Here is an 18,184-nt window from a genome sequence, read left to right as displayed (position 1 = left end):
AATAACCGCCGACGAAATAGTGGGATTTCTGCCAGAGCCGGCAAAAAGAGATGAGTCTAAATGAACAAAACCATTCGCGAAGATGCATTATTCGCCATCAATCCGTGGCGCATGCTAACGTGGCTGCTGATTGCCCAGATCATGGTGGCATTTATCGGGAGAAGCCTAGCTCCTCTTGGTGTGCTAATCGGAGAGGATTTGTCGCTGACAAAAGCGCAGATTGGCATGCTTCCTGCAGCCTTGTTCTTGGGGCAATCGGCAATTGCGATTCCCGCAGGGTTCTTAGTGGACCGAATCGGTTCGAAAAAGCTGTTGTTCCTGTTATCGCTATGCCTGGGTGTGTCCTTTATCCTGATGACGCTGACTTCCCTCTATGCGGTGGTCCTGTTCCTGGTGGTGCTGGGCGGTGTCGGCTATGGCGCTATGCATCCGACATCGAATAAAGGCATCATCACTGGTTTTCTGAAAAGCGGGGAACCGCTATGGGCATCAAACAGATGGGCGTGACGCTGGGATCTGCCCTGGCAGCGCTTTTGCTGCTTCCGGCCGCGACTGTTTGGGGATGGCGTCCGGTGCTTTTTGGGGCCTGCCTGCTGCTGATCCTCACGGGTATCCTTGCTTACCGGTTTTATTCCGACCCGCCGGAAGACGATTCGAAAGTGGAATCTGCAGAGGCGCCGGCGCGTTTGCTGGCTTCGATTCTGCAGATGTTCAAGGAAAAGCCGCTGGTGCTGGTCAGCATCGCCGCTATGGGGCTGAGCGGGAGCCAATTGATCTTGAATACATACTTGGTGCTGTTCGCTTATGAATACATCGGCATCGGTCTCGTGTCAGCGGGCATGCTGCTGGTGATTTCAGAAGTGAGCGGCTCGTTCGGCCGCATCGCATGGGGGATGATCAGCGACCATGTTTTTCAAGGAAAGCGGATCATCGTCATGGCCATCATTGCGGCTTTGTCGATAGTCATCTCGCTCGGGATCAGCCAGCTTCCGCCGGGAACGGTGTTTTGGGTGATGGTGCCCATCACCATCGCTTTCGGTTTCTGCATTTCGGGTTTCAACGGAGTCTGGATGAACGCCGCCACCGAGCTGGTTCCAGTGAAGCAGGCTGGAATCGCCAGCGGCTTCAGCCTGATGCTCGGCTCCTGGGGCGTCATTCTTGGGCCGCCGCTGTTCGGTTACATTGTGGATGTGACCGGTTCGTTCACGTTCGGCTGGCTGTTTCTCGCTGCTGTCCTTGCAGTAGTCATTGTCCTGTTGCTGTGGGCGATGGCGATTGTGAAAAGAGAAGGAAAGGCATATACGAAAGGGTAAACCAGTATCGAAATAGAATTCGATTTGATTAATTTAAAATGGAGGAATGTCTATGGAATACCGGACGCTTGGAAAAACGGGCATTAAAGTATCGAGCCTTTGTTTTGGGACGATGTCATTTGGCGGCAACGCCGATGAAGAAACTTCACGGGCGATGTTCAATCGCTGCCGGGAAGCCGGCATCAATTTTTTTGACTCTGCGAATGTCTACAATAAAGGCGCAGCGGAAGAAATCCTGGGAAGGTGCATCGCAGACAGCCGGGATGACTTGGTGTTGACGACGAAAGTGAATGGACCGACTGGCCAAGGCGTCAATGACCGCGGATTGTCGCGCCGCCACATCGTCAAGGAAGTCGAGAAGAGCCTGAAGCGGCTGAATACGGACCGCATTGAATTTTATTTTGTGCATGCGTTCGATCAGGAGACGCCGATCGAGGAGACGCTGCGGGCGATGGATGATCTCCAGCGCCAAGGGAAAATTCTGTATCCGGCTGTCAGCAATTGGGCGGCCTGGCAAATCGCCACGGCACTCGGCATTTCCTATAAAGAAAGCCTGGCGCGCTTTGAATGCGTCCAGCCGATGTACAATCTGGTGAAGCGCCAGGCAGAAGTGGAAATCCTGCCGCTCGCCGCCGCTGAAAACATGGGCGTCATCACATACAGCCCACTTGGCGGCGGTTTGCTTACCGGCAAATACGGCAGCGGCAAAAAGCCGGAGCAGGGTAGGCTCGTTGAACAGAAAAACTACGAAAAGCGCTATGCCGAAGAAGCCTATTACCGCATCGCTGACCGTTTTACGCAGCATGCGGACGAAAAGGGCCACCATCCGGCATCACTCGCTGTGGCCTGGACGATGGCGAATCCGGCGGTCACCGCGCCGATTATCGGCGCACGCAATTTGGAGCAGCTGGAACCATCGCTTGCGGCGCTCGACATCGATATGACACCGGAATGGCGCAAGGAAATTTCCAATCTTTCCATCACTCCGCCGCCGGCAACGGACCGGCTGGAAGAGGTATAAGTTTTGGATTCTGCAAAGAGACGCTCCTGGTTTGTTGGCCGGGAGTTTTTTCTGCGTCCAATCGCCCGGAGCATTCACACTTGCCGTTGTCACAAAATTTCATTGTCGTTATAATAGATGGACATTGCTAATGCCAAGATGGCTTAAAGGTGAATCTGGAATGGTTTGGAGTGAAGCAGCGCATGAATATGGAAGAAGAACTTCAGCTATTCATTCGGAATTTAAACGGAATGGATGAATACCGCCTTCCCCAACGGGCCTACCACACGATTCGGCTCGCCATTCGGGATTTGATCCTGCCGCCGGGCACAGCCCTGCTGGAACGCGAAATCAGTGAAGCCCTGCAGATGAGCCGCACGCCTGTCCGGGAAGCGCTGGTGAGATTGGAACTCGAAGGCGTTTTGCGTCTGGTTCCGCGGAGAGGTTTTATTGTAGCGCCAATCGAGCAGAAAGATTTGAAAGAAGTCTATGAAATCATCACGACGCTGGACAGTTTGGCTATCGAAACAGCAACCGAAAACGCCACTGACGCTGAGCTGGACCATCTGGATGCCATCATCGAGGAACAGCAAGTGGCTTTGCTGAATGAAGATTTGAAACAATGGTCGCTGCTGGATGATTTGTTTCACACGGCGATTATTGACTATGCCCATAATAAACGCCTGAAAGCTGTCATCGACAGCTTTGCGGATCAATCTTACCGGGCAAGGCTGTTTACAATCGAGAAGCGGCCAATTCTGCTGCAATCGATTACTGAACATAAAGCGATTGTTTTCTGCATGCGGGCAAAAGACGGCAAAGCTGCAAGCATGCTGATCGAATCCCACCGAAAACGCGCACAGAAGGAAATTCTCGAAGTGCTTGATGAAATCAATAATACCGAAATCGTCAATAAATAACGGCCTGCCTTTTATAGGAGCAGGCCGTTATTTTATTTCAACAGTCATTTGCGTATACGTTAATTTTAAATTTATTAAAAAATATAAATTTAACAACAATAAATACTTTATTTTTATAAAATTTAAAATATTATTGACATTAACGTATGCATTAAACTAATATACTCTGTAACACATATCAAACGGCCAGCGATGGCGACGACAGGGGGAATTGAAAATGGGCGAAGCGAAAACATTTAGGCTAGCGGTTATTCCGGGCGATGGCATTGGGAAAGAAGTTGTGCGGGAAGGCATGCGCGTACTGGAGCATATGGCGGAAGAATCCGAAGGCAAATTTTCTTTTGAAAGCGATTATTTTCCATGGGGCTGCGAATATTATTTGGAGAACGGCAAAATGATGGACGAAGACGGTTTGGAGCAGATCCGCAATCACGATGCCATTTACTTTGGCGCTGTCGGCTTCCCGGGAGTGCCGGACCACATCAGTTTATGGGGCCTGCGCCTGGCGATCTGCCAAGGATTCGACCAATGGGCGAATATCCGGCCGGTTGAATTTTTGCCGGGGGTGCCGAGAAGGCTGAATCATCCGGATGTCGACAATTTGAATTGGGTGCTGGTGCGCGAGAATTCAGAAGGGGAATATTCCGGGATCGGCGGACGCAATTTTGCCGGGCGGGGCACGGGCAATGAAGTCGCTGTCCAATCGGCGTTGTTCACGGAAAAAGGCTGCGAGCGGATTATCCGTTTTGCATTCGATTTGGCGCGGACGCGCGACCGGAAAAAAGTGACGAGCGTCACGAAGAGCAATGCCCAGCAATACGGCATGGTGCTGTGGGACGAAGTGTTTGCACGCGTCAGCAAAGATTACCCGGATGTCGAAACAGATCAGCGGCTCGTTGATGCGATGGCTGCAGAGTTTGTCTTGCATCCGGAAGAGCTCGAAGTGGTCGTCGCTTCTAATCTGTTTGCTGACATTTTGTCGGATCTCGGCAGCGCGCTCGCCGGAAGCCTTGGCGTCGCTGCAAGCGCCAACTTGAATCCGGAACGGCGGACGCCGAGCATGTTTGAATCGGTCCACGGCTCTGCTCCGGACATCGCTGGGAAAGGCGTCGCCAACCCGATCGGCACGATTGGCAGTGCGGCGCTGATGCTGGACCACCTGGGTTTGGCAGAAGAAGCGGCCCGCTTGAACAACGCCATTGCAGAAACGACAAGGCAAGGCATCCTGACACGCGACCTTGGCGGGACCTATGATACGGTCGAAGTGACAGACGCAATCATTCAGAACTTGGCAAAAGTGAAAGAACAAGCACACTGACTTTTATAAGGAAGAAATGATAATAGCGCAGCCGGTTGAAAGTCAGCCGGCTGCGCTATTTTTAATGGATTTTGAAAGTATTTACATTTTTCTGAATAAAATATATGATAGACGAAAGCTTCTGAAAACGTTTTCAGAAATCACGGCAAAAAATAAGGGGATGGAAAAATGGAGGACAAGAAAAAATTGCCGCTCGAAGGGCTGCGCGTCATTGATGCATCGACGGTGCTGGCAGGTCCGATGCTGGCGACTTACCTCGGCGATTTTGGCGCCGAAGTGATCAAAGTGGAACATCCGGCCGGCGATCCGCTGCGCAATGCCGGCAGCCACAAAGACGGCGAGTCGCTTGAATGGAAGCTGGTTTCGCGCAATAAAAAGCCGATTACGCTGAACTTCAGCACCCCAAAAGGGCAGGAGCTGTTCCACCAATTGGCAGAGACGGCAGATATCGTGATCACCAATTTTAGGCCGCAGACACTTGCGAAATGGAACATCACCTATGAATCGCTAGCAAAAAACAATCCCGGCCTGATTTTGGTGAAAGTGTCGGGCTTCGGCGAAGATGGACCGTATAAAGAGCGTCCGGGATTCGGCACCTTAGCCGAAGCGATGTCGGGTTTTGCGCAGGTCAACGGCTTTCCGGACCGCGGGCCGGTGCTGCCGAGCTTCGCACTCGCCGATTACGCGACGGCGATGATGGGGGCATATGCCACGATGGTGGCCGTCTACGAACGGGATCATTCGGAAGACGGCAAAGGGCAGTCGATCGACTTGCCGATCTACGAGGCGTTGATGGGCATGCTCGGCAACCAGGTGATGGAATACGATCAATTGGGCGTCATTCCGGGAAGAAAAGGCAACCGCACCGGCTGGACAGCGCCGCGGAATTTATACGAAACACAGGACGGTAAATGGCTCGCCATTTCGGGTACGTCGCCGGCGATTGTCGAACGGATTTTCAAAGCGATCGGCCGCGAAGAGCTGCTCGCTGATCCGAAGTTCGCTACGAACCAGGCGCGGCTGCAGCATGCCGATGAACTTGAAGCAATCATTGCGGATTGGATGAAACAGTTTCCGCAGGAAGAAATCCTGGAGCGCTTTATCCGTTTTGAAGCGACGATCGCGCCGGTTTACAACGTAAAGGAAATCATGGAAGATCCGCATTTCATCCATCGCAATAATATTGTCGAAGTGCCCGATGCGCATTTCGGCAAAGTGAAAATGCTCAACGCAGCGCCGAAGCTTTCCCGGACACCGGGGGAAATCCGCCATGCGGGATTGGAACTGGGCTCGTCGAACGAGGCGGTTTATGAAGAATTGGGGTTGACGCCGGCGGAAATCGAAGAGCTGCGCAATGGCGGAATCATTTGATGAGGAGGATGAAAGATGATTTATAGAAGTTTATTGTTTACGCCGGGAACGAAGAAAGAGCGTTTATTGAAATCGATCAATAGCGGGGCCGACGCGCTGCTATGGGATTTGGAAGACGCCGTGCATCCGGACGAAAAAGCCAGCGCGCGCAACACCATCGCGGAGGCGCTCGACGAACTGGCTGAAAAGCCGGCGACGCCGATTTTCTTGCGGATCAATCAATTCGGTACGGAATGGTACCGCGAAGACGCCGCGCTTGCGCAGCATAAATACGTCACAGGCATTATGCTGCCGAAAACGGAAAGTGCCGAACAAGCGGCTGAAACGTGGCAGCGCATGGGCAGCGAAGGCGAGCTGATCGTGCTGATTGAGACTGCGGTGGGCATCGTCCGGCTTGAAGACATCTTCAGCAGCCCTTACATCAGCGGTGTCGCGTTCGGTGCCATCGATTATGCGGTGGATTTGGATTTGACGCTGACCGAACCGGGTTTAGAAGCGCTGTATGCACGCTCACGTATCGTCACCCATGCAAAAGCGGCAGGCATACAGGGCGTCTATGATACGGTTTTTCCGGATGTCCACAACGCCAAAAGCCTGCAGAAACGGGCGGCATCGGTGCGTGCGCTCGGCTTTAATGGCCAGATGGCAATCCATCCGAAGCAGCTCGAAACGATTCACGGAGTCTACAGCCCGTCCCAGGAACAAATCGACTGGGCGGTGAAGGTCTTGTGGCATGCCGACAACGAAGCGAAAGGCGCCGGCGTCTTTATGCTCGACGGCAAAATGGTCGATCGTCCGGTAATCGAGAAAGCCAAACAGATTTACGCAGCTGCCGAGCGGTACGGATTGGTGGCTGGGGCATGACGGACATTCCGGCAAAGCGCAAGCTGACGATCGAAGATGTCGCCAGGCAGGCGGGGGTGTCGATTTCCACCGTTTCCCGCGTGATGAACAACACCGATTACATTGCCGATGCCACGAGGCGGAAGGTGCAGGATGCCATCGATGCGCTCGATTACCGCCCCAATGCACTGGCGCGCGGATTGAAGCAAATGAAGACCGATTCCATCGGGCTGATTTTGTCCGATCTGCAAAATCCGTTTTGGCTGATGGTGCTGGAAGGAATCGAGGATGCCTGCCAGGAAGCGGGCTATAGCTTGCTGATCTTGAATTCACGGGACGATCCGGAGAAAGAAGGCAAGAACATCAAGGAATTTTTGATGCGGCAGCTCGATGGCATCATCATCAATCCGGCATCCGAGGACAATCCGTTATTTGCTGCGCTCGCTGCAGAAGCGTTCCCGCTCGTCTTTTTGAACAGGCGGGTGAAGGGCGTCGAAGTCGACACGGTCGTTGCTGATAATTTCAAAGGGACGATGCTTGCTGTTTCCCACCTCGCGGCGCTCGGGAAAAACCGCATCGCCATTTTCCTGTATCCGGCAAACGGCATCAGCCCCCGGCAAGAGCGGCTCGAAGGCTATAAGCAGGCGTTAGCGGCGCATGGGCTCGAAACAGATCCGGCACTGATCAAAATCGTCGAAACCAAAGAAGATTGCCTGGCCGCGATGAAGCAATTGCTGTCAGGGAGCGGCAAGCCGGATGCCATCCTGTCGACCAATAATCGGCTGACGCTCGAGATCCTTGACGCCCTCGGTACATTGAACATCGCCGTGCCGCAGGATATTGCATTGCTCGGCTACGATGAAACCGAATGGTCGAAGCATTTGAATCCTCCGCTTACCACCATCCGGCAGCCGGCCTATGAAATGGGACGGGAAGCGGCGGAGCGGCTCATCCTGGCAATTGCTGCGAAACGCCGGGGCGAAACCATGCAGCCCGTAACGGTTCAGCTCGAGCCGACGCTCGTCATCCGTGAGTCGTGCGGCGAAATCCTTCAATAAATGGCATCAAAAAGGCCCAACCTCTGCCGGTCGGGCCTTTTCCTGTGTTCATTCGCTTTCTTTGTATTCCAAAATATCGCCGGGCTGGCAATCCAATGCCTTGCAAATGGCTTCCAGCGTGGAAAAGCGTATCGCTTTCGCTTTGCCGTTTTTCAGAATGGAAAGGTTGGCCATCGTGATTCCGACCCGCTCAGACAGCTCGGTTACACTCATTTTTCTCTTGGCCAGCATTACGTCAATATTGATAATTATCGCCATATCATTCACCTCAGACCGTCAAATCATTTTCAGATTTTAACTCGATGGCATTCTGCAGCAGTTTCTGGAGCACCGCTGCGAAAACCGCGATGACCAATGCGCCGAATGTGATGACGAGGCCAAGCCCGCCGAGGCCCGGAGCGTCATCAACTTGTGCCACATACAGAATAATCGGCAGGCACAATACATACAAGCCAGTAATGGCCAGTGCGCAGCGTTTGATGTTCTTCAGGGCTTTGACCGACAGCTCTGAGAAAGCGATATTGCGGTCGATATAGCCGAGCAGCTTCAAGGTCTGGTATAGCGCCACGAAATACGCAACGGCCGTCGCGTAAAGCGCCGCCATGAAGAAGTATTGCACAAAAGGCACCCCATCGATCAATTCGCCGGCGAACTCCGATATCGGAGGCACGACGAATATGCACACCGCCAGAACCGGCAGCGCCATCAAGACGAGTACCGCCTTCAAAAAAAGTGTTTCCCGTTTCATGTAAAGCACCTCGTTTCAAATCATAGTTAAGCGGGGGAACAGCTGCCAGCACATCATCTGCGCGACTGGCCGAATTTCCCCTGCCCTGTCTTTGATTAAATCATACCCCAAAATATATCGTTTATCAATAAATAAATGTTGTTTATAAACAAAATATATTTTTTCACTCAAATAAAAAGCATTTCCTCTCTTTCGGGAAATGCTTCACCTGCGCTTAGTGGCGCATATTGGCGTATTCCTGTTCTTCCTGGTCTGTCATCAGCCGCGTGGCTTTGCCGATGGTTCCGCCGTGCCAGCTCCAGATCGTGTTGTGGACGTCGACCGCATTGGAGAAATTGCCTTCCTGCCAGGCGTTGAGCGTCTCCAGGTAGAATTTCTCGTCCTGGTAGCTGTTGGCCTGCACAATCTCGATCAGCTTCGCCACACTGTCCGCCGTCAAAGGCCGGGAGCCGAATTTAACATCGGCGTAGACTTTATTATGCGTCATTTCGTGAAGGTATAATTGCATTTCGTAATCGCTCATATCGCTGGAAAGCTGGACAGGGCTCTTTGAACTGCCGGTGAACTCTTCCTGCGAAGCAGGGGCAGCTGCCGGCTGCGGTGCAGAATTTCCAGTAGTCCGAATTGGTGCTGGTGCTTCGTCTTCATTGGAAGAGCCGTTCTGAATCAGCAGGAACCCGCCGACAGCGAGCAATGCCAAGACGCCGAGGCTGATGAAAGCCGCTGCTGCTGTTTGTTTCATCGAATCGCTCCTTTAACTGGTGTGTATGCTGTTAATTATGGCCTGTAAATTACTGGATGGCAATAATCTTCCATAAAAAGGACAAGGTTTGCGCAAATGGAAATTGACAGTCAATTCGAGTATGATGAAATGAAAAGGGAGAGCTCCGTCCGATCCTTTGCTTCCTTACAAACTTCATCTTACGCGATAAGGAGTGGCTAATTATGATACATGTCAAAGAAACGACCGATAAAACCGGCGGCGGCTCGGAACGTCCGGAAGCGTTCATCCGCAACGACCAATTCAATTTCATCAAAGACCAGGCCGCAATCCTGGTCACGGGACAGGCGACGGGCAACGACGCCGAGGTATTGAGCGTGCTGCGGCATCTGGCGCACGAGAAAGTCTTCAAGCTATTCCCTGCGCTGACCGAAGAACAGAAGACGGTGCTGGGACCGCTGGCAGCAGTGAAGGAATCGGCGGACGCCGAAGCGTTCCTCGAAGCGCTCGTGCCGTATATCATTCCATTCCCTGCAGCCGCCAGCGAAGCCCTTGCGAAACTGTTCCCGAAAGCGAAAAAGCTCAAAGGGCCGAAGCCTGAAACCGTCGACTTCAGCAAAATGTCGTATTTGGCGTGGACCGAAAGTTCGAACTTGATGTACCTCGTGACCCAGAAAGACGGCCGGCTCGAAGGCGTCTCCGGGACGCTGTCGCGCAGCGGGAAAAAAGGCGTCTGCGCCATCTGCAACCGCCACAGTGAAGTGGGCTTGTTCACCGCCCGCACGAAAAGCTCCGGACAGGACCAATTCGTCAAACGGGGAAATTACATCTGCATGGACAACGCGGTATGCAACCGCAACATCAACACGCTCGAGCGCCTGTCGGATTTCACGGCGCGCCTGCAAAAATAAAGGCGAAAAAAGCTTTCCGAAAAACGGAAAGCTTTTTTGCATTTCAGGACATGGATTTGCGTTCCCATTTCTGGAAAATCCACAGCGCCGCCTGCAAGATCAGCGCGTCTTTGAAATTCTTCGGGTCGTAGCCGGTCTCGTCGACAATTTTTTTCAGGCGGTAGATGAGCGTATTGCGGTGCAGGAACAAATCATCCGCCGTCTTTTGGATGTTGAGATTATTGGCGAAGAACGATTCCAGTGTTTCGGCTTTCGTCTTGTCCAAGTTTTTCAGGACGCGGTGCGCAAAGCGTTCGGCGACCGTTTCGTCCACTTGGTAGAACAGCGATTTCAGCTCGATGTAGGCGAACGACGTCAGCTCTTTGCCTGAACCGCTGATTTCGAGCGTGATTTCGCAGTCTTCGTAGGACTGGCTGAATTTGCGCAGATGGTGATAGGGCAGGCTATACGACATCCGGAACTGGAGGTCGAGTTTTTTCAGCAGCGCATGAAGCGCTTGGACTTGGCCATCGACAGCTTCTGGTTCGACGCCGCTGAGGATGACGACGAGGCGGTTGACGTTGATAAAACTGGCGATTCCGGTGCCGATGGCTTTTTCCACTTGCTGGATCAGGATGCGGTTGGCAGTCTCGCGTTCGGTGAACTGGATGATGACGGACGTAAACGGCGGTTCAAGGCGCAGGCCCAATAGTTCCAGGTTTTCTTCGACGGTAGTGACCGACGGATCTTTTCTCAGCAATTGGTCGATGATCATTTCTTTGGTGCGCTGCTGCCATTCCATCTGGGAGTCGAGGAAAGCTTGGCGGATCATCAGCTCGGTCGTCATCTTCACCAATTCGCCGATGTCTTCGAGCTCTTCCGGGGCTCCGGTGATGCCGATGACGCCGATCAGCTCGCCCATAAAGATGAGCGGCAAGTTGACGCCGGGCTGTGCGCCTTCCCATTCCTGGCCTTCGGCGATTGCCAGCGACTGCCCGGTAGCGAGCACTTGGCGTGCGCCTTCGTGGACCGCGCCGATGCGTGATTTGTCCAGAGCGGCGATGATGCGGCCTTCCGTATTCATAATGTTGACGTTGCGGTGCAGGCGCAGGGAAGTCTCTCGAACAATGTCGTTTGCCATTTTCTGGTTGAGCATTTGCATAATTTATCCACCTTTTGTTTGGTTCGTACAATTTAACGGAATGAAACCGCTTTATCTTTATATGTTATAACCATAGACGAAAGGAGTCAATATTCATATAATTTAGACTAAGTTAGTGGAAGCGCTTTCGGAAGGGGGATTTGATGAAGATCATAATAGCTCCGGATTCATTTAAAGGGAGTTTGACGGCGGTCGAAGCGGCACAGGCAATCGACAAAGGCATCAAGAAAGCCTTTGCGGGTGCCGAAACCGTGCTGCTGCCGATCGGAGACGGCGGTGAAGGGACCATGGAAACATTGGTCGCGGCAACCGGCGGCAGGATACAGAAAGTGACCGTGACCGGGCCGCTGCAAAATCAGGTCGAAGCGGCGTATGGCGTATTGGGCGACGGCAAGACCTGTGTTGTCGAAATGGCTTCGGCGTCAGGCCTTCACCTCGTGCCGGAAGGGCAATTGTCGCCGCTGACAGCGACGACATACGGCACCGGCGAATTGATTCGCAGCGCTCTTGATGCCGGCTTCACGTCATTCATCATCGGACTTGGGGGTTCGGCGACCAATGACGGCGGCGCCGGAATGCTGCAGGCACTTGGCATGCGCTTATTGGACGCTGATGGCCGGGACATCGGTTTCGGCGGGGGCGCATTGAACAAAGTCGAGGCGATCGACCTTGCTTCTTTTGACAAACGCATCTCCCGAAGCCAGTTCACCATCGCCTCGGATGTCCAGAATCCCATGATCGGACCCGAAGGCGCATCGCATGTGTTCGGGCCGCAAAAAGGCGCATCACCGGAAGTGGTCGAAACGCTTGATTGTTACATGGCGCATTGGGCTGACCAGATCTACAAAAAGACCGGCACGTCGCTTCATGGACAGCCGGGCGCAGGCGCAGCAGGCGGCATCGGAGGCGCTTTCCAGGCATTCTTTCCGAGCAAGATGAAGCGCGGCGTTGACGTCGTATTGGATTATATCGGCTTGAACGAAGAATTGGAAAATACGGACCTCGTCCTTACCGGCGAAGGCCAAGTGGACAGCCAGACGACCTTCGGCAAAACGCCGATGGGGGTTGCGGAACGTGCAAAAGACCAAGGGGTGCCAACGATCATCATCGCGGGTTCGGTCGGAAAAGGCGCAGAAGCGCTGCACGATTTCGGTGTCGTCAGCATCCACAGCATCGTTAACGGCCCGATGACGCTGAAACAGGCGATCGAAGGGGCCGCAGAATTGATTGAAAATGCAGCAGAACAGATTGTTCGGGCTTATTTTCACCAAAGCGTTACACAACAGGGGAGGTTATTGGTATGAGAATAAAAGATACGATTGAGAAAGTACCGGGCGGCTTGATGATCGTGCCGTTATTACTGGGTGCGACATTGAACACGATTGACCAGCTTCATTTGCCTTTTGTGCAAACCATTTTGAAAGCACTTGGCGCCGCACCTACGGATGAAGGATTTTACGAGTTCCTGCGCATCGGCGGGTTCTCCCAGGAATTATTCAAAGACGGCGCGCTCGTGCTGATCGCGTTGTTCCTGTTCTCGATCGGCAGCCAGATGAACATGAAAGTCGGTGCCAAAGCACTGAAAAAAGGAGCCATTTTAACGGGCTCCAAATACCTTGGCGGTGTTGTCGTCGGGGTGGCATTCGGATTCTTCTTTGATCCGTGGCATGGCCTTCTCGGCCTCTCGACACTGGCCATCATTGCCGGCATGACAAACAGCAACGGCGGGTTATATGCAGCTTTGACCGGACAATACGGCAACCGTTCGGACGTCGGCGGCTTGTCGATTCTGTCGCTTAATGACGGCCCGTTCTTCACCTTAGTGGCACTTGGCCTGATGGGAACTGCTTTCCCTGTCATCTCCTTTATCGCGGTTCTTTTGCCGCTTGCAATCGGCATGATTTTAGGGAATCTGGATCCAAAAATCCGCGAATTCCTGAAGCCGGGCGAAACGCTGCCGATCCCGTTCTTCGCATTCGCGCTGGGAGCGGGCATGAACTTGGCCAACTTCTTTAATCCGGAAGTACTTGCCGGCGGACTTGCACTTGCGTTCTTGACGTTTTTCGTCACTGCCGGACTTGGCATCCTGGCATTCAAGATTTTCAAAGAGAAAAGCTTTATCGCACCAATCGCGGAATCGTCTACGGCAGGGAATGCTGCGGCCACTCCTGCGGCCATCCTGGCAGCTGCGGCAGTAGCGGTAAGTTCAGGGGCGATGTCAGCGGCGGAATACGCGCAGCTTGAAAGCATCGTTCCGATTGCGACGGCCCAAATTTCCATTTCGACGATCACCACTGCATTGCTGTGCCCGCTCGGGGTTATCCTGATTGACAGATACCAGCGCAAACGGGGCATCGACGGTACGCTTGACGAAGTTGATTCTGACCGCAAGAAAACCAAAACCAAAGAAGTCACAGAACTTTAAGCATAGAATTATCCCCCTATTTTCCGATAGGGGGATAACGTGTTATCTGCACCTGCACCAAATCTGACGAAAAGTGAGGGTTTCCCATGAAAACAGATCTGCTTTACGGAAAAGACGGGCTGGTCCTGGATCTGCCCGACCATGCATTCATCATCGAACCGAAAAACCTGCCGAAAATGGAAGACCATAAAGAAGCGATCCGCCAGGCGCTGCGCAATCCCATCAACTCCCAGCCGCTGCGCGAGTCGGTGAAAGCGACCGATACGGTGTCGATCGTCATTTCCGACATCACGCGGCCGACGCCGAACCACATCCTGGTTCCGGCATTGATTGAAGAACTGAACCACGTGCCGCTTGAGAACTTCGTCGTCATCAACGGAACGGGCACGCATCGCGACCAGACCCGTGAAGAATTCGTCGGCATGCTCGGCGAATGGGTGGTCGATAATATCCGCATCGTCAACAACCATTGCCACGACAAAGAAACGCTTGTCAAGGTTGGCCACAGCCGCTTCGGCTGCGATGTCTACCTCAACAAGGATTATGTCGAATCGGATTTCAAAATCGTCACCGGTTTTATTGAACCCCATTTCTTTGCGGGCTTCTCCGGCGGACCGAAAGGCATGATGCCCGGCATCGCCGGCATCGAAACGATCATGACGTTCCATAACGCCCGGATGATCGGCGACCCGCTCGCGACGTGGGGCAATATGGTCAACAACCCCGTACAGGACATGACACGCGAGATTAACGGCATGTGCAAACCGGATTTCATGCTCAACGTGACATTGAACCGGGAGAAAGACATCACGGCCATTTTTGCCGGCGAGCTTTACGAAGCGCACGACCAAGGCTGTGCGTTTGCCAAAGAGCATGCCATGCTGCGCTGCGACGAGCGTTTTGACGTCGTCATCGCATCCAATTCAGGCTACCCGCTCGACCAGAACCTGTACCAGGCGGTCAAAGGCATGAGTGCGGCCCATAAAATCGTCAAAGAAGGCGGTTCGATCATCATCGCGTCCGAATGTTCGGATGGGCTGCCGGACCACGGCAATTACAAGGGAATCTTCGGCATGGCAAATTCGCCGCAAGAACTGCTTGATATGATCAATAACCCGGAATTCAAAGTGTTCGACCAGTGGCAAGTGCAGAAGCAGGCCGTTATCCAGGTATGGGCGGACGTTTTCGTCTACTCGAAGCTGACCGACGAACAAGTGGAAAGCGCGATGCTCAAGCCGACCCATAATATCGAAGCGACCATCGAGGAACTGAAGAAGAAATACGGCGAGAACATGACGATTGCAGTCCTGCCGCTCGGCCCGTTGACGATTCCATATGTAGAAGAACAAGCGTTGGTACAAAAATAAAACCACAAAGGAGCAATTCCCTATGACTTTAACGACTGAAAAAAACCACAAACTCGGTGACATCTTATCCGGCATGAACCGCGTCATCGTCGCATTCTCAGGCGGCGTCGACAGCACTTTGGTGCTGAAGCGCGCGCAGCAGGTACTTGGAACGGACAACGTCCTCGCTGTTGTCGTCGGTTCGGAACTGTTCCGCAAAGAAGAATTCGCAGGAGCCGTCAAATTGGCGGAAGACATGGGCGCGAACGTGCTGAAAACCGAAATCAAGGAACTGGAAGATGAAGGCGTGGCAGCGAATACGCCGGAAAGCTGGTATTTCAGCAAGAAACTACTATACAGCCATTTGAATGAGCTGGCGCAAGAGCTCGGCTACGACCATGTCCTTGACGGCATGATCATGGACGACCTGGACGATTTCCGCCCAGGCCTGCGCGCCCGCACAGAAGCCGGCGCCCGCAGCGTGCTGCAGGAAGCGGACCTTTACAAGCGCGAAGTGCGTGAATTGTCGAAAGAGCTCGGCCTGCCGGTTTGGGACAAGCCAGCATCGTGCAGCTTGTCTTCCCGCATCCCGTACGGCGAACGCCTCGACAAAGAGAAAATCCGCCAAGTCGACGAAGCGGAGAAATTCATTGCGAAACTCGGCATCGAAATGGTGCGCGTGCGCCATCACGGCAACACGGCACGCATCGAAGTGGCACCTGCCGACATGGCGAAATTGGTCGGCTACCGCGACCGGATCCTGTTGAAACTGACAACGCTCGGCTTCCAATACATCTCCATCGACCTTCGCGGCTACCGCACCGGCAGCATGAACGAAGTGTTGACCGAAGAAGAAATGGCCGATAAAGTAAATTGATAAACAAATAACAGGCGGACCCGGTCTTTTCAGACGGGTTCGTTTCTTTGCAAGACGGACAGCATTCTGGAATAAAAGCCAAGCGCTTTTATTGCCAAGACTAAGACAGCAGGTGAGCACATGGAGAACTTTGAAGACTTAGGATTCAGCAAAGTGGATTACGCCCGCGAAGAGCGGCAGGGCTTTCCGGAAGTCATTTACGGCGAAGGAAAAGCGGTTGAACACATCGAACCGATCATGGGCAAGCTGATCGAACGCCACGGCAAAGTCATGGTGACGCGGGTTGCCAAGGAAAAAGCGGAAATTTTGCTGGAACGCTTTCCGGAAGCGGTGTATGACAGCACGTCGCGCATCCTGCTTTACGGCAAGCCGGTGCTGAATTTCGGCGGCGAAGTGATGGTGCTTGCTGCCGGCACGTCCGATCTGTTCGTGGCGGAAGAAGCAGCGATCACCGCTGAGTGGATGGGCTGCAAAGTGAGCCGGCTCTATGACGTCGGCGTTGCCGGCATCGACCGCCTGCTCGCCTACCGCGACGACATCACCAAAGCGAGCGTCCTTATCGTTGTCGCCGGCATGGAAGGCGCCTTGGCGAGCGTTGTCGGCGGGCTCGTGCAGCGCCCGGTCATTGCGGTACCGACATCGGTAGGCTACGGCACGCATTTCGAAGGCATCACGCCGCTGCTCGCCATGATGAGCTCGTGCGCATCCGGCATGAGCGTCGTCAACATCGACAATGGCTTCGGCGCAGCTTACCAAGCCGCCATGATCATGAAACTAGTGTCTGAGGGGGTCCACCATGAAACTTCTGTATCTTGATTGCCAATCCGGCATTTCCGGCGATATGACGCTGTCGGCGTTGATCGACCTGGGCGCCGACATCCATTACATCAGCGAACACTTGAAAAAAATGCCGCTCGATCCGTTCACGCTCGACGTCAAGCAAGTCGACAAGCGCGGCATTTCGGCGAAGCTATTGGATCTGCAGTTCCAGGATGCAGGCGAAGCGGCGCACAGCCATTCCCACGACCATCCGCATGAACACAGCCATTCACACAGCGAAGCGCATAGCCATTCCCATACGCACGATGACGGGCATGCACATTCCCATGGCGAAACCCATAGCCACTCACATTCACATAGCCATTCCCATGATCACGATCATAGCCACGGCCACGATCATGGCCATGAACATGCACATGACGACGGCCATCATTCGCATTCCCACCGCAAAGCGTCGACGATCCTTGGAATGATTGCGGACAGCGAGCTGCCGGAGCGCGTCAAACAGCGCAGCCTGGCGGTATTCGAAGTCATCGCGCAAGCCGAAGGCAAAATACATGGCATGGACCCGGCAGAAGTGCATTTCCACGAAGTCGGCGCAATGGATTCCATCATCGACATCATCGGCGTATGCCTGGCGCTGGAGAGCCTCGGCGTCGACCGCATCGTGTCGTCGCCTGTACCGACCGGCCACGGCAAAATCATGATCGCCCACGGCTTGTATCCGATTCCGGCACCAGCCACGGCGGAAATCCTGAAAGGCGTTCCGCTCGCCGACTTTCACGTCCGCGGCGAGCTGACCACACCGACCGGAGCGGCATTCCTCAAAGCCCTTGCGGACGACTATGGCCATTTGCCAGCGCTTGCCATCGAGAACATCGGCTACGGCGCGGGCAAAAAGAATTTCGAACACCCGAACGTCATCCGTGCGGTGCTGTTCAATGAAGAAACGGTTGCTGTGCGCGAGAACATCACGATACTTGAATGCCAGCTTGACGACTCGACAGGCGAAACGCTCGGCTACGTCATGGAGAAGCTGCTCGACGCCGGCGCACTCGACGTCTATTACACACCGGTCGCCATGAAGAAAAGCCGTCCCGGCACGCTCATCACCGTCCTTGCGAAGCCGCATCACGCTTTCGTACTGGAAGACATCCTGCTGCGCGAGACGAGCACATTCGGCGTCCGCAAAGCCGATTGGACGCGGCGCATCCTCGACCGCGAATTCAAGGCCGTCGACACCCCTTACGGCAGCATCACCGTCAAAGTGGGCAGCCTGGACGGCGAAGTCATCAAAGTGTCGCCGGAGTTCGAAGAAGTGAAAACCGCCGCAATTGCCCACAATGTGCCGCTGCGCGACGTTTTCCAGGAAGTCCAGCAAGCGGCAGGCGCATTAGCAAAAGTCTAAAGAA

The 18,184-nt window shown here is 53.7% G+C and carries 19 protein-coding genes; 15 read left to right on the top strand and 4 right to left on the bottom strand.

The window, feature by feature from the left end; translation table 11 throughout:
* Nucleotides 1–60 precede the first annotated feature (60 nt).
* The 8 genes from EGV91_RS17470 to EGV91_RS06875 all read left to right on the top strand — a co-directional run bounded on the left by EGV91_RS17470 (nt 61) and on the right by EGV91_RS06875 (nt 7,823).
* Nucleotides 61–507 (top strand): MFS transporter, encoded by a 447-nt coding sequence (locus tag EGV91_RS17470; protein WP_277751540.1) that lies wholly within the window; start codon nt 61–63, stop codon nt 505–507.
* A complete protein-coding gene (locus tag EGV91_RS06905) occupies nt 483–1,313 on the top strand; it encodes an MFS transporter (protein WP_277751539.1) in 831 nt (276 codons plus the stop codon). The genes EGV91_RS17470 and EGV91_RS06905 overlap by 25 nt, the downstream gene beginning before the upstream one ends.
* Nucleotides 1,314–1,365: 52 nt before the next feature.
* Nucleotides 1,366–2,334: an aldo/keto reductase gene (locus tag EGV91_RS06900; RefSeq protein ID WP_135502020.1), complete on the top strand. Its 969-nt coding sequence runs from the start codon at nt 1,366–1,368 to the stop codon at nt 2,332–2,334.
* A 149-nt stretch (nt 2,335–2,483) separates the two neighbouring features.
* Complete coding sequence (locus EGV91_RS06895; protein WP_241666128.1) at nt 2,484–3,233, top strand: GntR family transcriptional regulator; 750 nt, start codon at nt 2,484–2,486, stop codon at nt 3,231–3,233.
* Between the two features lie 217 nt (nt 3,234–3,450).
* Nucleotides 3,451–4,551 (top strand): tartrate dehydrogenase, encoded by a 1,101-nt coding sequence (locus tag EGV91_RS06890; protein ID WP_135502018.1) that lies wholly within the window; start codon nt 3,451–3,453, stop codon nt 4,549–4,551.
* Nucleotides 4,552–4,719: 168 nt separating this feature from the next.
* Nucleotides 4,720–5,922, top strand: a complete 1,203-nt coding sequence (locus tag EGV91_RS06885; RefSeq protein ID WP_135502016.1) for a CaiB/BaiF CoA transferase family protein — start codon at nt 4,720–4,722, stop codon at nt 5,920–5,922.
* Nucleotides 5,923–5,937: 15 nt separating this feature from the next.
* Nucleotides 5,938–6,786: an HpcH/HpaI aldolase/citrate lyase family protein gene (locus tag EGV91_RS06880; RefSeq protein ID WP_135502014.1), complete on the top strand. Its 849-nt coding sequence runs from the start codon at nt 5,938–5,940 to the stop codon at nt 6,784–6,786.
* Complete coding sequence (locus EGV91_RS06875; protein WP_135502012.1) at nt 6,783–7,823, top strand: LacI family DNA-binding transcriptional regulator; 1,041 nt, start codon at nt 6,783–6,785, stop codon at nt 7,821–7,823. Before EGV91_RS06880 ends, EGV91_RS06875 begins: the two co-directional genes overlap by 4 nt.
* 48 nt (nt 7,824–7,871) lie before the next feature.
* On the opposite strand, the gene EGV91_RS06870 is transcribed toward EGV91_RS06875, so the two are convergent.
* The 3 genes from EGV91_RS06870 to EGV91_RS06860 all read right to left on the bottom strand — a co-directional run bounded on the left by EGV91_RS06870 (nt 7,872) and on the right by EGV91_RS06860 (nt 9,313).
* Complete coding sequence (locus EGV91_RS06870; RefSeq protein WP_135502010.1) at nt 7,872–8,090, bottom strand: helix-turn-helix domain-containing protein; 219 nt, start codon at nt 8,088–8,090, stop codon at nt 7,872–7,874.
* A gap of 1 nt (nt 8,091) precedes the next feature.
* Nucleotides 8,092–8,571: a DUF2975 domain-containing protein gene (locus tag EGV91_RS06865; RefSeq protein WP_135502008.1), complete on the bottom strand. Its 480-nt coding sequence runs from the start codon at nt 8,569–8,571 to the stop codon at nt 8,092–8,094.
* Nucleotides 8,572–8,785: 214 nt separating this feature from the next.
* The gene (locus EGV91_RS06860) at nt 8,786–9,313 is read right to left on the bottom strand and encodes a DUF6241 domain-containing protein (protein ID WP_135502006.1); all 528 of its coding nucleotides are present in this window, start codon (nt 9,311–9,313) and stop codon (nt 8,786–8,788) included.
* A gap of 203 nt (nt 9,314–9,516) precedes the next feature.
* On the opposite strand from EGV91_RS06860, the gene EGV91_RS06855 reads away from it, so the two are divergent.
* Nucleotides 9,517–10,203, top strand: a complete 687-nt coding sequence (locus EGV91_RS06855; protein WP_135502004.1) for a FusB/FusC family EF-G-binding protein — start codon at nt 9,517–9,519, stop codon at nt 10,201–10,203.
* Between the two features lie 43 nt (nt 10,204–10,246).
* Here EGV91_RS06855 and EGV91_RS06850 read toward each other — a convergent pair whose 3' ends face one another.
* Nucleotides 10,247–11,344: a CdaR family transcriptional regulator gene (locus EGV91_RS06850; protein WP_135502002.1), complete on the bottom strand. Its 1,098-nt coding sequence runs from the start codon at nt 11,342–11,344 to the stop codon at nt 10,247–10,249.
* Nucleotides 11,345–11,487: 143 nt separating this feature from the next.
* Between EGV91_RS06850 and EGV91_RS06845 the strand changes: the two genes are divergently transcribed.
* The 6 genes from EGV91_RS06845 (at nt 11,488) to larC (ending at nt 18,180) form a co-directional block, all read left to right on the top strand.
* Entirely contained in the window at nt 11,488–12,648 is a 1,161-nt protein-coding gene (locus tag EGV91_RS06845) for a glycerate kinase (RefSeq protein ID WP_135502001.1), read from the top strand.
* The gene (locus EGV91_RS06840) at nt 12,645–13,769 is read left to right on the top strand and encodes a 2-keto-3-deoxygluconate permease (RefSeq protein WP_135501999.1); all 1,125 of its coding nucleotides are present in this window, start codon (nt 12,645–12,647) and stop codon (nt 13,767–13,769) included. The genes EGV91_RS06845 and EGV91_RS06840 overlap by 4 nt, the downstream gene beginning before the upstream one ends.
* 86 nt (nt 13,770–13,855) lie before the next feature.
* Nucleotides 13,856–15,136, top strand: a complete 1,281-nt coding sequence (larA, locus tag EGV91_RS06835) for a nickel-dependent lactate racemase (RefSeq protein WP_135501997.1) — start codon at nt 13,856–13,858, stop codon at nt 15,134–15,136.
* A gap of 22 nt (nt 15,137–15,158) precedes the next feature.
* Nucleotides 15,159–15,992, top strand: coding sequence for an ATP-dependent sacrificial sulfur transferase LarE (larE, locus tag EGV91_RS06830; RefSeq protein ID WP_135501995.1), 834 nt, complete (start codon nt 15,159–15,161; stop codon nt 15,990–15,992).
* Between the two features lie 120 nt (nt 15,993–16,112).
* Complete coding sequence (gene larB, locus EGV91_RS06825) at nt 16,113–16,808, top strand: nickel pincer cofactor biosynthesis protein LarB (protein ID WP_135501993.1); 696 nt, start codon at nt 16,113–16,115, stop codon at nt 16,806–16,808.
* Complete coding sequence (larC, locus tag EGV91_RS06820; RefSeq protein ID WP_135501991.1) at nt 16,789–18,180, top strand: nickel pincer cofactor biosynthesis protein LarC; 1,392 nt, start codon at nt 16,789–16,791, stop codon at nt 18,178–18,180. The genes larB and larC overlap by 20 nt, the downstream gene beginning before the upstream one ends.
* The last annotated feature ends 4 nt before the right edge of the window (nt 18,181–18,184 follow it).

It is taken from the genome of Planococcus koreensis (assembly GCF_004761975.1).
Lineage (GTDB): Bacteria > Bacillota > Bacilli > Bacillales_A > Planococcaceae > Planococcus > Planococcus koreensis.
The sequence above is the reverse complement of the archived record's forward strand: the minus strand, read 5'-3'. Positions and strand labels throughout refer to the sequence as shown.